12 protein-coding genes are annotated in these 13,826 nt (G+C 59.3%); 3 read left to right on the top strand and 9 right to left on the bottom strand.

Annotated elements, in window-relative coordinates:
• Positions 1-50: 50 nt before the first annotated feature.
• Positions 51-512, bottom strand: a complete 462-nt coding sequence (locus JL05_RS23215; RefSeq protein WP_004940330.1) for an Lrp/AsnC family transcriptional regulator — start codon at positions 510-512, stop codon at positions 51-53.
• Between the two features lie 122 nt (positions 513-634).
• Here JL05_RS23215 and JL05_RS23220 point away from each other — a divergent pair, with 122 nt between their 5' ends.
• Positions 635-1,675 carry a PLP-dependent cysteine synthase family protein gene (locus JL05_RS23220; RefSeq protein ID WP_033633998.1) on the top strand — a complete coding sequence of 347 codons (1,041 nt, stop codon included), beginning with the start codon at positions 635-637 and terminating at the stop codon, positions 1,673-1,675.
• A gap of 60 nt (positions 1,676-1,735) precedes the next feature.
• Here the strand turns inward: JL05_RS23220 and cof are convergent, their stop codons facing one another.
• Positions 1,736-2,560 (bottom strand): HMP-PP phosphatase, encoded by an 825-nt coding sequence (gene cof / locus JL05_RS23225; protein ID WP_004940341.1) that lies wholly within the window; start codon positions 2,558-2,560, stop codon positions 1,736-1,738.
• 104 nt (positions 2,561-2,664) lie between these two features.
• Here cof and JL05_RS23230 point away from each other — a divergent pair, with 104 nt between their 5' ends.
• Positions 2,665-4,380 (top strand): SgrR family transcriptional regulator, encoded by a 1,716-nt coding sequence (locus tag JL05_RS23230; RefSeq protein ID WP_033633999.1) that lies wholly within the window; start codon positions 2,665-2,667, stop codon positions 4,378-4,380.
• Positions 4,381-4,495: 115 nt separating this feature from the next.
• Entirely contained in the window at positions 4,496-5,194 is a 699-nt protein-coding gene (gene queC, locus JL05_RS23235) for a 7-cyano-7-deazaguanine synthase QueC (protein WP_004940343.1), read from the top strand.
• A gap of 36 nt (positions 5,195-5,230) precedes the next feature.
• Here queC and JL05_RS23240 read toward each other — a convergent pair whose 3' ends face one another.
• The 7 genes from JL05_RS23240 to clpP all read right to left on the bottom strand — a co-directional run bounded on the left by JL05_RS23240 (position 5,231) and on the right by clpP (position 13,450).
• Complete coding sequence (locus JL05_RS23240; RefSeq protein ID WP_033634000.1) at positions 5,231-5,644, bottom strand: acyl-CoA thioesterase; 414 nt, start codon at positions 5,642-5,644, stop codon at positions 5,231-5,233.
• Between the two features lie 154 nt (positions 5,645-5,798).
• Entirely contained in the window at positions 5,799-6,173 is a 375-nt protein-coding gene (locus tag JL05_RS23245; RefSeq protein WP_004940345.1) for a ComEA family DNA-binding protein, read from the bottom strand.
• 138 nt (positions 6,174-6,311) lie between these two features.
• Positions 6,312-8,195 carry a peptidylprolyl isomerase gene (gene ppiD / locus JL05_RS23250; RefSeq protein ID WP_004940347.1) on the bottom strand — a complete coding sequence of 628 codons (1,884 nt, stop codon included), beginning with the start codon at positions 8,193-8,195 and terminating at the stop codon, positions 6,312-6,314.
• 178 nt (positions 8,196-8,373) lie between these two features.
• Complete coding sequence (hupB, locus tag JL05_RS23255) at positions 8,374-8,646, bottom strand: nucleoid-associated protein HU-beta (protein WP_004940351.1); 273 nt, start codon at positions 8,644-8,646, stop codon at positions 8,374-8,376.
• 216 nt (positions 8,647-8,862) lie between these two features.
• On the bottom strand, positions 8,863-11,217 hold the full coding sequence (gene lon / locus JL05_RS23260) for an endopeptidase La (protein WP_004940352.1): 2,355 nt from the start codon (positions 11,215-11,217) through the stop codon (positions 8,863-8,865).
• Between the two features lie 194 nt (positions 11,218-11,411).
• Positions 11,412-12,683, bottom strand: coding sequence for an ATP-dependent protease ATP-binding subunit ClpX (gene clpX, locus JL05_RS23265; RefSeq protein ID WP_004940354.1), 1,272 nt, complete (start codon positions 12,681-12,683; stop codon positions 11,412-11,414).
• Positions 12,684-12,826: 143 nt separating this feature from the next.
• Positions 12,827-13,450, bottom strand: a complete 624-nt coding sequence (gene clpP, locus JL05_RS23270; RefSeq protein WP_015376845.1) for an ATP-dependent Clp endopeptidase proteolytic subunit ClpP — start codon at positions 13,448-13,450, stop codon at positions 12,827-12,829.
• Positions 13,451-13,826 lie beyond the last annotated feature (376 nt).

Consider the following 13,826-nt stretch of genomic DNA (forward strand, 5'->3'; position numbering starts at 1 on the left):
GCTTCAGCAGAGCAGGATACCACCGTTGAGCCGCCCGTCCGGTTAACTTTTCACTCCGGCACCGGCAGCGCGGTGGTGTATTTGATTTTTTCCATGGCAAAGCTCGAGGTGACGTCAATAAGGCCCGGTACGCCGTTCACCAGGCGCTTATAAAAGCCGTCGTAGCTTTTCATGTCCGCCACTTCGACCTGCATCAGGTAGTCGTACTCTCCTGCCATCCGGTAGAACGCCAGCACCTCGGGCATCTGGCTGGTCAGCTGCACAAACGCCTGATACCACTCGCTGCTGTGCTGCTGGGTCTTGATCAGCACGAACGCCGTCAACCCCAGGCCGAGCTTTTCATTATCCAGCAAGGCCACCCGGCCGCGGATATAGCCTTCGTCCTCCAGGCGCTTCAGCCGTTTCCAGCATGGCGTCGAAGTCAAATTGACCGCATCGGCCAGTGCCTGCAGCGACTGGGTGCAATCTTGCTGCAGCATGCACAGCAGCTTACGGTCTGTTTTATCTAACATAGCGGCCACCCGGAGAAAAATTTTCTCCCATTAGGCGATTAAACAGGGAAAATGGCAATCCTTTTTTCCCGCCGACAGGCTATGCTACGCCATAAACCAGCCCCCTATTCTGAGGCCATATCATGACAAACTCTTGGGTAAAATATGCTATCGGTGAAATAGAAGCGGATTTTCAGCGCTCCGCCGATACGCACTTGATTCGCCTGAACCTGCCGGCGTTTCCCGGCATCTGCCTGTACCTGAAAGACGAGAGCACCCACCCGACCGGCAGCCTGAAACACCGCCTGGCGCGCTCGCTGTTCCTTTATGGCCTGTGCAACGGCTGGATCACCGAGAACACCACCATCATCGAGGCCTCTTCCGGCAGCACCGCGGTGTCCGAAGCCTACTTCGCCCGTCTGATCGGCCTGCCGTTCATCGCGGTGATGCCGTCCTGCACCGCGCGCCGCAAGGTGGAGCAGATCGCCTTTTACGGCGGCCGCTGTCACTTCGTCGATCATGCCGCCCAGATCTACGCTGCCTCCGAACAGCTGGCGAAAGAGCTGAACGGCCACTATATGGATCAGTTCACCTACGCCGAGCGCGCCACCGACTGGCGCGGCAACAACAACATCGCCGACAGCATCTTCCGCCAGATGGCGCGCGAACCTTTCCCGGTGCCGAAACACATCGTGATGAGCGCCGGCACCGGCGGCACCTCTGCCACGCTGGGGCGCTACATCCGCTATCAGGGGCACGACACCCAATTGACGGTGGTTGATCCGGAAAACTCGGTGTTCTATGACTGCTTCCACCACGGCGATCGCACCCTGATCGGCAGCTGCGGCAGCCGTATCGAAGGCATCGGCCGCCCGCGCGCCGAGCCGTCGTTCATCCCTTCGGTGGTCGACAACATGCTGCGCGTGCCGGATGCCGCCAGCGTCGCCACCATTCACTGGCTGGAAGGCGTGCTGGGCCGCAAGGTTGGCGCCTCTACCGGCACCAACGTTTGGGGTGCGCTGCAGTTGGCGAAGCAGATGCGGGAAAACGGCGAGCAAGGGGCGATCGTCACCCTGCTGTGCGACAGCGGCGAGCGTTATCTGGATACCTATTACAACCCGGATTGGGTCAGCAACAACATCGGCGATCTGCAGCCGTATCTCGCGCAGCTGGCGGATTTGTAACGCCAGGCTTCGGGTAAAAAAAAGCCGGGTAGTCATACCCGGCCGGCTGTAAGGAGAACCTCATTCTTCGGGGGAATAGGTGAGGCAAGGTGAACGCAGCCAATGTTGTAAATAGTGAGCCACCGCCTGTTGTTGGCAATGGCCGATAACCGGTAGCTGCGGCAGCAGGGATTTCAGCTGCGGCAGGGCGTTGCCCATCACCACGCCGTGCCCCACCGCTCCCAGCATCTCTTTGTCGTTCATCGCGTCGCCGAACGCCATGCAGTCGGCCATCGTCAGCCCCAGATGACGGCTCAGCCGCTCCAGCGCCGTGCCTTTGTTGCAACCGAGCGGCAGCACCTCCAGACAGTCGTAGGCGGAAAAGCACAGGTCTGCCTCGTCGCCCAATTGCGCCCGCAGCTGCACCTGCAACGCCAGCAACTCCTCATGTGGCGCGACAAAGCACACCTTGCTGTTGCCGAACGCCGGCAGACGGCGCACATCGGCCAGCTGAAAACGAAAACCGCTCAGGTGATGCGCCCGCAGCATCTCTTCCGGCACGGGAAACTCGGTCAGCCAACCTTCGTCGCGGAATACATGCATGCTGGCGCGAGTGCGCCAATGATGATGCAGCACCTCTTCGGCCACCGCCGCCGGCAGGTCGGTGGCGTGCAGCTGTTGGCCGCGGTTGTCATATACCCGCGTGCCGTTGCCGGTGATCAGGTACCCCTGCAGCCCCAGTTGCGCCATGATCGGTTGCGCATCGAGGTAGTGGCGCCCGGTGGCGAACGTCACCACCATCTCCCGCTCCACCAGCTGGTTCAGCACCGCCAGCGTTTCCGGGCCAACCCGGTGATCCGGCATCAACAGCGTGCCGTCCATATCGAAAGCTGCCAGGCGATACATAAAGACCTCATGAATGTGAACACGATTACAATCACTGCAGTATGGGATGGCATTTGCGGAAGTAATAGTGAACAATTTGAGAAAACTGTTCCGGATTTCTGCCCATGCGCCTGGTTCACCGCCTCAGCCAATATCAACGCCTGTATCAACAGCTCGGCAGCGCGCCGGTCGCCGTGACCATCGGCGAGCTGGCGGCGATGTTCTACTGCAGCGAACGCCATGCCCGCACGCTGGTGCAGCAGCTGCAGGATCAGGGCTGGCTGAGCTGGCATTCGCAGCCCGGCCGCGGTAAGCGCGCTCGCCTGCACTGCCTGAAAACCCCGGATGAACTGCGCGCGCAGCTACTTCAACAGCTGCTGCAACAGGGCAATCATCAGGGGGCGCTGGAGATGGCGCAGCTCGATCCGCAGCACCTGCAGGATCTGCTCAGCCCGCATCTCGGCGGGCAATGGCAGGCCGGCAGCCCGACGCTGCGCATTCCCTATTACCGCACGCTGGAAGCGCTCGACCCGCTCACGTTGACCGGCCGCGCCGAACAACATCTGGTGTCGACCCTGCACGCCGGACTGACGCGCCTGATGACCGGTAACCCGGAACCGCAGCCCGATCTGGCGCACCATTGGCAGATTAGCGATCGCGGCCTGCGCTGGCGCTTCTTTCTGCGCAGCCAGCTGCGCTGGCACAACGGCGAACCGTTGACCGGCCACCAACTGCTGCAAACGCTGGAAAAACTGCAGCGCCATCCGCGCAGCCAACCCAGCCTGGCCAACGTCGCGCGCATCAGCCTGCCGCATCCGTTGTGCATTCAGTTCGATCTACACCTGCCGGACTACTGGCTGGCCCACCGTCTGGCGGAGCTGCCTTGCCTGATGACTCACCCGGAGCTGCCGGCCATCGGCGCCGGCCCGTTCAAGCTGACACTGAATGAGCCGCAACTGGTGCGGCTGGAACAGCACGCCGGTTATCATCTGCAGCATCCGTATCTGGATACCATCGAATACTGGATCACCCCCGATTTACCTACCGCCGGCACCTACACCAGTTGCCAGCATCCGGTGCGCATCACCATAGGCCAGCAAGACGATTTAGCGCAGGCCCGGCCGGTGCAGCGCAGCATGAGCCTGGGCTGGTGTTATCTGGCGCTGAACCTGCGCCACGGCGTGCTGAACGAAGCACAGGGGCAAAAGCTGCTGATGCTGATCCAGCAGTCCGGCCTGCTGAGCCATCTGCCGATCCCCAACAGTGTGATCACCCCCAGCCATGAAATGCTGCCCGGCTGGCGCATCCCCCGCCAACAGGTCGAAGAGGATGTCGCCCTGCCCGCCCGGCTGACGCTGCTGTATCGGCCGCCGGTCGAGCTGGAAACGGTGACGGCCGCGCTACAGCGGTTGCTCGCGCAGCACGGCTGCGAGCTGGAAGTGCGTTACTATGCCGGCAAGCGCTGGCAAAGCGAGGAGCAGATCGCCCAGGCCGATCTGCTGCTGGCGGACAACCTGATCGGCGAAGCGCCGGAGGCGACGCTGGAGAGCTGGCTGCGGCAGGATACGCTGTGGCGCGGCATCCTGACGGAAAGCCGCTGGCAGCAGCAACAGGATACGCTGCGGCAGATCCAGCAGCTGCAGGCGCAGCAACCGCGTTTCGCACGGCTGCAGGCCTATTATCAAAAGCTGATGGCCGCCGCCATCATCACGCCGCTGTTTCACTACCAGTATCAGATCAGCGCGCCGCCGCGCATGCATGGCGTCACGCTGACCGCCCACGGCTGGTTCGATTTTTGCCAGGCGTGGCTGCCGCCGCCGGTGGACGACGGAGCGGCCTGAACCGAACCGCCCTGCGTCTGACGGCCCTTTCTGCTACTATTGTCGCCGCAACGCAATTTTTATCCTGCCGCCCGAATGTGTATCGGGAGAGGCCAAAGCCCAAAAAGGTGATTTTATGAAGCGCGCGGTTGTCGTTTTCAGCGGTGGACAAGACTCCACGACCTGCTTAATACAGGCATTGCAACAGTATGACGAAGTTCACTGCGTCACGTTCGATTACGGCCAGCGCCATCGCGCCGAGATTGAAGTGGCTCAAGAGCTGTCGGTAGCCCTCGGCGCCAAGGCGCACAAGGTGCTGGACGTAACGCTGCTCAATGAGCTGGCCGTCAGCAGCCTGACGCGCGACAATATTCCGGTTCCCGCCTACGATCCCAACCAGAAAAATGCGCTGCCGAGCACCTTCGTGCCGGGCCGCAACATCCTGTTCCTGACGCTGGCGGCGATCTACGCCTACCAGGTCGAAGCGGAAGCGGTGATCACCGGCGTGTGTGAAACCGATTTCTCCGGCTACCCGGATTGCCGCGACGAGTTCGTTAAAGCGCTGAACAAGGCGGTGACGCTGGGCATCGCCCGCGATATCCGCTTCGAAACGCCGCTGATGTGGCTGAACAAGGCCGAGACCTGGGCACTGGCGGATTATTACCACCAGCTGGATCGCGTACGCCAGGATACGCTGACCTGCTACAACGGCATCAAGGGTGACGGCTGTGGCGAGTGCGCCGCCTGCAACCTGCGCGCCAATGGCCTGACGCAGTACCGGGCCAACCAGGCGGAAGTGATGGCGGCGTTGAAACAGAAAGCCGGCCTGGCCTGAGGGCAGTGACGGCGGCAGCCTATGCCGCCCGTGAGCTTACTGCGGATTCTCCTTCAGCGTGAGCGCCTCCAGGTGCTCGCGCAATTCTCCTTCGATCGGCAGCGCACGCTGCGTTTTCAGATCGACGCACACGAAAGTCAGCAGCGCGTCTGCCACCGGCGTCCCCGCCGGATCCTGCGTCACCTTTTGGCTCAGTACCCCGCTCTTGCCGTTGAGCTGCACCATCTGGCTGTCGATACGCAGCTTATCCCCCAATACCGCCGGGCTGCGGTAATTGATATTGATGTTCACCACGATGAAAGCGATGTTGTTTTCCGTCATCCAGCGGAACCCTGGCTCGTTTTCCAGCCACTCCCAGCGCGCCTCCTCCAGAAACTCCAGATAGCGGGCATTGTTAACGTGCTGGTAGACATCAAGGTGATAACCGCGAACTTTGATAAAGGTTTGCATAGGGAACGATCGCTCCTGCCTGGTGATTACAGAAAGAGGGAGCCGCGTGGGCTCCCTCGCCCGTTTGGTCAACGCGCCAAACTGGTAAGACCTGTAAAATGTAGCAGAGGAGTCACGGCCTCAGCGCCATTTTGCCACGCAGCCGCGACCGGGATCACATTTTCAGCCGGGTGCGGTTCTTCTCAAACAGCGCCGGCCCGATGCCCGGCACCTCCTGCAACTGCTCAACCTGGGTGAACGGCCCGTTCTGTTCGCGATAGCGCACGATGCCTTCCGCCTTCTTCAGGCCGACGCCGCTCAAGGCGGCGGCCAGTTGTTCGGCAGTGGCCTGATTGATGCTGACCGCCGCCTCTTCGGTTGCCTTGGTCATCACCGATTGTCCGCCATGGCTCGCCGGTGTTGAGAGCATCGGCGCCTCGTTTTTTTCCACCGCGGCGGCCGGCCCGGCCAGGCATAACAACAGCGCGGTCAGCGCGGCGTTAACGTGACGACGGTAACCGAAAAACGCTTTTTTCTCTGAATATTGCATGCTGTATCCTCCTTGTGTGTGACAGCACGGCTACCTTGCCGCGGCGGCGAATATTCAGCAATCGACGGATGTCAGATATGGAAAAGGCCGCGAAAGCGGCCTTTGTTTGTTGCACTGCGTTGCAGAAAAATGCGGCGATTACTGAGGCTGTTGCTCAGCGGCGCCCATTTTGATCTTGGCTTCTTTACGCAGGCTCGCCAGCAACGAATCGAAGGAAACGCCGGTCGCGCCCTCTTCCATCTTGCCGACGAAGGTTTTCATTTCATCTTCCGGCAGCGTGCCTGGCTTCACCGCATCAAGCGCAATCAGCACCACGTTGTCCTGACGATCCTGCGACATGCCGTACACCGGCTTGCCGTCCTGCGGGTGCGGCAGCGCGAATACGCTCTCCACCAGCTGGCTGTCTTCCGGCGCGCGCGCCATCTTCTGCACGGCGCCAAAGCTCAGGCCGGCGGCTTTCATCGCTTCGTCGCCCTTGCCCTGCTTCAGCTCAACCAGCAGCTTCTCGCCCTGCAGCTTCGCTGCCTGCAGCGCCTTGTTGCGTTTCACCAGTTCCGCCACGCGGTCTTTTACCTGGTCGAACGGTTCGATGCCTTCCGGCTTGTGGCCGCTCACGCGCACCACGAAAGCGCGGTCGCCGTCTACAGTGATCACGTCGGAGTTGCTGCCCGGCGCGCCGTTCTCGCCGATCAGCGAGCCGTCGAAGATCGCCTGCACCACCGGTTTGAAGTTCAGCGCGGCAGGGATGTTGTCGCGGGTGAACCAGTCGCTTTGCGCCGCTTTCACGCCGGCCGCTTCCTCAGCCGAGGCCAAAGATTCGTTGTCGCTGGTCGCCGCTTCGCTCACCTTCTGCTGCAGCGCGTAATAGGCGTCTACCGCTTTCTCCTGCTGCACCTGCTTGGCGATGGCGTCATGCACTTCGCTCAGCGGTTTCAGTTTCTCAGGTTCGATGTCGTTCAAACGCACGATCAGGTAGCCGACGGAGGATTTCACTACGCCGGACAGCTGCCCTTTCTCGGTCAGGTTAGCCTGCTTCAGCTCGTCGGCGGTGGTTTCCGGCTCCAGCCAACCCAGCTCGCCGCCGGTGCGGCGTGAGATGATGTCGGTGGATTTCTCTTTCGCCAGGGTGGCGAAATCGGCGCCCTTCTTCAGCTCGTCCAGCGCCGCGTTGGCTTCCGCCTCGGTTTTCAGCTGGATCACGCTGTAGTTTTTACGCTCCGGCTGGCCGTAGCTGCTCTTGTGCTGGTCGTAGTAAGCGTTGATGTCCTCTTCGCTCACTTTCACCTTGTCCTGCATGGACGCGGCGTCCAGCGGGATATAGCTCACCTTCACCTGCTCCGGGGCGATGAAGCTGTTCTTGTTCTGATCGTAATACGCCTTCAGTTCGTCGTCGCCGGCGCTTTGTTTCGCCTGCAGCGCTTTCAAATCGATGGTCGCCAGGCGCACGTCGCGCTCCTGCAGCACCAGCGCCGCCATGGCTTGCGATTCAGACGGCAGCACGAAACCGGACTCGCCGAAGGCCTGGATCACCTGCTGATTGACCAACTGCTGACGCATCGACTGCGCGAAGTTGTCGGCGGTGTAGCCCATGCGGCCAATCAGATCGAGATATTTGGCGTTATCGAACTGGCCGTTGGTCTGGAAGTAAGGCGCCTTGCGGATGGCGTCCTTGATCTGATCGTCGCTGACCGCTAGGCCCAGCTTCTTGGCATACTGGTCGAGCAGCATGTTGTCGATCAACTGGGACAACACCTGACGGCGCATCTGCTGCATGTAGCCTTCGTTGCCGGCCAGCGCAGAGAACTGGTCACCCAGCTGCTGCTGCATGCGGCTGCGCTCGCTTTGGAAAGCCTGTTCCAGCTGAGCGCGTTCGATCGTCTGACCATTTACTTTCGCAGCATAATCGCCGGAGCCGCCGATCAGGTAGTTACCCACCCCGGTCAGAACGAATGACAGGATGATCAGGGCCAGGATGATTTTGAGCACGACGTGATTGGCAGCCGCGCGTAAATTGTCCATCATAGTGTGACAACACTCCGCTGTGATGTGGATTAACAACCCTTGCGCAGGCGCGTTCCCTGCGACAAAAATAAAAAAAGCGCATCAGTCCGATGCGCCTTGTATCTTACCTTACCAGCACCGCTGCGTCAGGTGATTGTTTATTACAAAACCCTGTTACGCTAAACGGTTAGACGCTAAATCAGTTTACAGCGTCTTTCAGCGCTTTCCCTGCACGGAAGGCAGGTACTTTGGCTGCCGCGATCTTGATCTCTTTACCGGTTTGCGGGTTGCGGCCGGTACGGGCCGAACGTTCACGCACGGTAAAGGAACCGAAACCTACCAGAGCCACGTCATCCCCTGCTTTCAGGGAGTCGGTAACGGAAGCGATTACTGCGTCTAAAGCACGTCCCGCTGCCGCTTTGGAAATATCAGCACCTGCGGCAATCTTGTCGATCAGTTGTGACTTATTCACTCTATCATCCCCTCTAGAATTCTATCGTCGCACCGAAAAATCCCTACGGTTGCGACAGCGCAGCTGTTATATCAATCCCATCGAACCTTGGCAAGCCACCGACTGGGTGACAAAACGCGGGCCGACAGAGATCTAACTTAGCGGTACAAAAAAATACTGGCAAGTCCGAAATGGCTTGCCAGTATAAGTTTTATCAATGGTTTTTGCGATTCGTCACTATTTTGCCGCTACCGGCAGTGCGCCGAAGGCCGGGTTTTGCAACGCAATGTTCAAAACTTCATCGATTCGCTGCACCGGATGAATCTCCAGATCGGCGATAACATTGTCCGGAATCTCTTCCAGATCGCGCTTGTTCTCGTAAGGGATCAGCACGGTTTTGATGCCGCCGCGATGCGCCGCCAGCAGTTTCTCTTTCAGGCCGCCGATCGGCAACACCTGGCCGCGCAGCGTGATCTCGCCGGTCATCGCCACATCGGCGCGTACCGGGTTGCCGGTCAGGCAGGAGACCAGCGCGGTGCACATCGCGATACCGGCGCTCGGGCCATCTTTCGGCGTCGCCCCTTCCGGCACGTGCACGTGGATGTCGCGTTTCTCGTAGAAATCGGCGTTGATGCCCAATTTCTCCGCGCGCGCGCGCACCACGGTCAGCGCCGCCTGAATCGATTCCTGCATCACTTCACCCAGAGAACCGGTGTAGGTCAGCTTGCCTTTGCCCGGCACGCAGGCGGTTTCGATGGTCAGCAAATCGCCGCCCACTTCCGTCCACGCCAGCCCGGTGACTTCGCCCACGCGGTTTTCGGTATCCGCACGGCCGTAATCGACGCGCTGCACGCCCAGGTAATCCTTCAGGTTGTCGCCGTTGATCTCGATGTGCTTGCGCTTCTTGTCCATCAGCAGCGTTTTCACCGCTTTACGGCACAGTTTGGAGATTTCACGCTCCAGGCTGCGCACCCCGGCTTCGCGGGTATAGAAGCGAATAATGCCGATGATGGCGCTGTCGTCGACCGTCAACTCGCCTTTTTTCAGCGCATTGCGCTCGAGCTGCTTCGGCAGCAGGTGCTGTTTGGCGATGTTGAGCTTCTCGTCCTCGGTATAACCCGACAGGCGGATCACTTCCATACGATCCAGCAGCGGCGCAGGAATGTTCATCGAGTTCGAGGTGGCGACAAACATCACGTCGGACAGATCGTAATCCACTTCCAGGTAGTGGTCGTTGAACGCCACGTTCTGTTCCGGATCCAGCACCTCCAGCAGAGCGGAGGCCGGATCGCCGCGCATGTCGGAAGACATCTTGTCGATCTCATCCAGCAGGAACAGCGGGTTCTTTACCCCCACCTTGGCCATCTTCTGGATCAGCTTGCCCGGCATCGAACCGATGTAGGTACGACGGTGACCGCGGATTTCCGCTTCGTCACGCACGCCGCCCAGCGCCATGCGCACGTACTGGCGACCGGTCGCCTTGGCGATCGACTGCCCCAGCGAGGTTTTACCCACGCCCGGCGGCCCCACCAGACACAGGATCGGCCCCTTGATTTTGCTGACGCGGCTCTGTACCGCGAGGTACTCGAGGATGCGATCTTTCACGCGCTCCAGGCCGTAGTGATCGGTATCGAGCACTTCCTGCGCCTTGTTCAGGTCTTTTTTCACCTTGCTGCGCGCATTCCACGGCACCTGCAGCATCCAGTCGATGTAGCCGCGCACCACGGTCGCTTCCGCCGACATCGGCGACATCATCTTCAGCTTTTGCAGTTCCGCTTCGGTTTTTTCGCGCGCCTCTTTCGGCATTTTCGCCGCATCGATCTTGCGCTTCAGCGCTTCGTGCTCGTCCGGCGCGTCGTCCATCTCCCCCAGTTCTTTCTGAATCGCCTTCATCTGCTCATTCAGATAGTACTCGCGCTGACTCTTCTCCATCTGCTTCTTGACGCGGTTACGGATGCGTTTCTCAACCTGCAGCAGGTCGATCTCCGACTCCATCATCGCCATCAGGTATTCCAGACGCTCGGTGATGTCGGACATCTCGAGCACCGACTGCTTGTCGCTGAGTTTCAGCGGCATGTGGGCGGCGATGGTGTCCGCCAGGCGCGCGGCGTCGTCGATGCTGTTGAGTGAAGTCAGCACCTCCGGCGGGATTTTTTTGTTCAGTTTGATATAGCCTTCAAACTGATTGATCGCGGTGCGCACCAGCACTTCCTGCTCGCGCTCGTCGATAGCCGGCGACTCAAGGTATTCCGCCTGCGCGGCGAAATGCTCACCGCTGTCGGACAGCGTAGTGATGCGTGCGCGCTGCAGCCCCTCGACCAGCACTTTTACCGTGCCGTCCGGCAGCTTCAGCATCTGCAGGATCGACGCTACGGTGCCGACCGAGAACAAGTCGTTAATGCCAGGTTCATCCGTTGAGGCCTCTTTCTGTGCCACCAGCATGATCTTCTTATCGTGATCCATTGCGGCTTCGAGGCACCGAATCGATTTTTCCCGGCCAACAAATAACGGGATCACCATGTGCGGATAAACCACCACGTCGCGCAATGGCAAAACGGGGATTTCAATGCGTTCGGAACGCTCAGGGTTCATAGAGCTCTCTCTTAGTTTAATTTCCGCCAGGTTGAGGGGGAATCTCATGAGACGCAAGCATCTAACGTTTCATAAAATCTGGTTAATGAGTATATGGGGATGAATCTCTTACATTCAACGGCAAGAATGCAGGAAAAAGAAATGGGGGATGAAATCCCCCATTTTACTGATAACGCGCTGGTTTAACTGGCTAATTATTCGCCAGACGCCTGGGCTTCAGGCTTGCCGTAAATCAGCAGCGGTTTGGATTGGCCGGCGATCACCGACTCGTCGATCACCACTTTGTCTACGCTGTCCATCGACGGCAGATCGTACATGGTGTCGAGCAGCGCGCCTTCCACGATGGAACGCAGGCCGCGGGCACCGGTTTTGCGCGCCATGGCTTTCTTGGCGATGGCGTTCAGCGCTTCGTCGCGGAACTCCAGCTCCACGCCTTCCAGATTGAACAGCGCCTGATACTGCTTGGTCAGGGCGTTCTTCGGCTCTTTCAGGATCTGAATCAGCGCGTCCTCGCTCAGCTCGCTCAGGGTCGCCACCACCGGCAGACGGCCGATGAACTCAGGGATCAGACCAAACTTGATCAAATCTTCCGGTTCGGCCTGCAGCAGCAGTTCGCCTTCGGTAGCCTTCTCGGACTCGCCCTTGACGGTCGCGCCGAAGCCGATGCCGGAGCCGGTGTTGACGCGTTGACCGATCACCTTATCCAGGCCGGCAAATGCGCCGCCGCAGATAAACAGGATCTTGGAAGTATCGACCTGCAGGAATTCCTGTTGCGGATGCTTGCGCCCGCCCTGCGGCGGAACCGCGGCGATGGTGCCTTCAATCAGCTTCAGCAGCGCCTGCTGCACGCCTTCACCCGAGACGTCACGCGTGATCGACGGGTTGTCGGACTTACGGGAAATCTTATCGATTTCATCGATATAAACGATGCCGCGCTGCGCTTTCTGCACGTCATAGTCACATTTTTGCAACAGCTTCTGGATAATATTTTCCACGTCCTCGCCCACGTAACCGGCTTCGGTCAGGGTGGTGGCGTCGGCCATGGTGAACGGCACGTCCAGGAAGCGCGCCAGCGTTTCCGCCAGCAGAGTCTTGCCGCTGCCGGTCGGGCCGATCAGCAAGATGTTGCTCTTGCCCAACTCGATACCGTTGCTGGTATCGCCGTTGCGCAGGCGTTTGTAGTGGTTGTACACCGCAACCGCCAGCACTTTCTTCGCCTGCTCCTGGCCGATGACGTAGTCATCCAGGTGGTGGCGAATTTCGTGTGGCGTCGGCAGCGCACTGCGCTCACGATGCGGGGCAACTTCTTTAATCTCTTCGCGAATAATGTCGTTACACAGATCGACACATTCATCGCAGATATACACTGACGGCCCGGCAATCAGCTTACGCACTTCATGCTGGCTTTTGCCGCAAAAAGAGCAGTACAGCAGCTTTCCTGAACCGTCTTTGCGCTTATCTGTCATCAGTCAAACCTCTTCTTTAGTCTTGTCCCGCAGGAAAATCACGGCGGCAGTGCGCCCAAACTCATATCGGGAACGCCGAGGGACCGCAACAGAACGAGCCCCTGCCCACTCTGATTACTATAGTCCATCGGCGCCGCGTGGTTCTAGCTGCGGTGTGTCAGAATGCCGTCAACCAGGCCGTATTCCACGGCTTCGTCCGCGGTCATAAAGCGATCGCGCTCGGTATCGCGCTCGATCTGCTCCAGCGGCTGGCCGGTATGCTCGGCCATCAGTTCGTTCATGCGCGCTTTCACCTTCAGGATTTCACGCGCGTGGATTTCGATGTCCGTCGCCTGGCCCTGGTAGCCGCCCAGCGGCTGGTGAATCATCACGCGCGAGTTCGGCAAGCAGAAACGTTTGCCTTTGGCGCCCGCGGTCAGCAGGAAGGAGCCCATCGAGCACGCCTGGCCCATACAGATGGTGCTGACGTCCGGCTTGATGAACTTCATGGTGTCGTAAATCGACATGCCCGCGGTAATTACCCCACCCGGCGAGTTGATGTAGAGGTAAATGTCTTTTTCCGGGCTTTCCGCTTCGAGGAACAACATTTGCGCCACGATCAGGTTGGCCATGTGATCTTCCACCTGGCCGGTCAGGAAAATGATGCGCTCTTTCAGCAGGCGGGAATAAATGTCGTAAGAACGCTCCCCGCGTGAAGTCTGCTCTACCACCATCGGCACCAGCGCCATGTTCGGTGCAAATTGATCTCGTTCGCCACTGTATGACATTACCGTCTCCTAATAGAAATTGCCTTGGCGGCCAGGGTGTCACCCTAATACGCCGATTCTACTTGAGAACGGCCATGATGACTATGCTCAAGCATTCGACCCGCGCCGCACGTACCCGACGGTTGTTTTATCCCGCGCACTTTGGCAAACAGCCCCAGAATTATTCACTACAGATGGGGGGATCCCGGCGCGATTTCAAGCCCAGGAGCCGATTTTCTCCGCGCGCCGGAAACGATGCCGTTATTCTGACCGTTATCATGCCAGCCAGTTCCCCAGGCAACAGGGTAAATATAGTGCATATTGCCCCGCTTAACCTGAGATTAATCAGCAACGTGGCAAAAAGAAAAGCCCGCAACCTGAGGTTGCGGGCTTTTTC

It is taken from the genome of Serratia nematodiphila DZ0503SBS1 (genome assembly GCF_000738675.1).
Lineage (GTDB): Bacteria > Pseudomonadota > Gammaproteobacteria > Enterobacterales > Enterobacteriaceae > Serratia > Serratia nematodiphila.

What these genes read in the sequence shown, in the direction of transcription:
- clpP (WP_015376845.1), bottom strand. Translation starts at nt 13,450, where the DNA reads ATGTCATACAGTGGCGAACGAGATCAATTTGCACCGAACATGGCGCTG.
- JL05_RS23240 (WP_033634000.1), bottom strand. Translation starts at nt 5,644, where the DNA reads ATGCAAACCTTTATCAAAGTTCGCGGTTATCACCTTGATGTCTACCAG.
- clpX (WP_004940354.1), bottom strand. Translation starts at nt 12,683, where the DNA reads ATGACAGATAAGCGCAAAGACGGTTCAGGAAAGCTGCTGTACTGCTCT.
- JL05_RS23220 (WP_033633998.1), top strand. Translation starts at nt 635, where the DNA reads ATGACAAACTCTTGGGTAAAATATGCTATCGGTGAAATAGAAGCGGAT.
- queC (WP_004940343.1), top strand. Translation starts at nt 4,496, where the DNA reads ATGAAGCGCGCGGTTGTCGTTTTCAGCGGTGGACAAGACTCCACGACC.
- JL05_RS23215 (WP_004940330.1), bottom strand. Translation starts at nt 512, where the DNA reads ATGTTAGATAAAACAGACCGTAAGCTGCTGTGCATGCTGCAGCAAGAT.
- lon (WP_004940352.1), bottom strand. Translation starts at nt 11,217, where the DNA reads ATGAACCCTGAGCGTTCCGAACGCATTGAAATCCCCGTTTTGCCATTG.
- cof (WP_004940341.1), bottom strand. Translation starts at nt 2,560, where the DNA reads ATGTATCGCCTGGCAGCTTTCGATATGGACGGCACGCTGTTGATGCCG.
- JL05_RS23245 (WP_004940345.1), bottom strand. Translation starts at nt 6,173, where the DNA reads ATGCAATATTCAGAGAAAAAAGCGTTTTTCGGTTACCGTCGTCACGTT.
- JL05_RS23230 (WP_033633999.1), top strand. Translation starts at nt 2,665, where the DNA reads ATGCGCCTGGTTCACCGCCTCAGCCAATATCAACGCCTGTATCAACAG.
- ppiD (WP_004940347.1), bottom strand. Translation starts at nt 8,195, where the DNA reads ATGATGGACAATTTACGCGCGGCTGCCAATCACGTCGTGCTCAAAATC.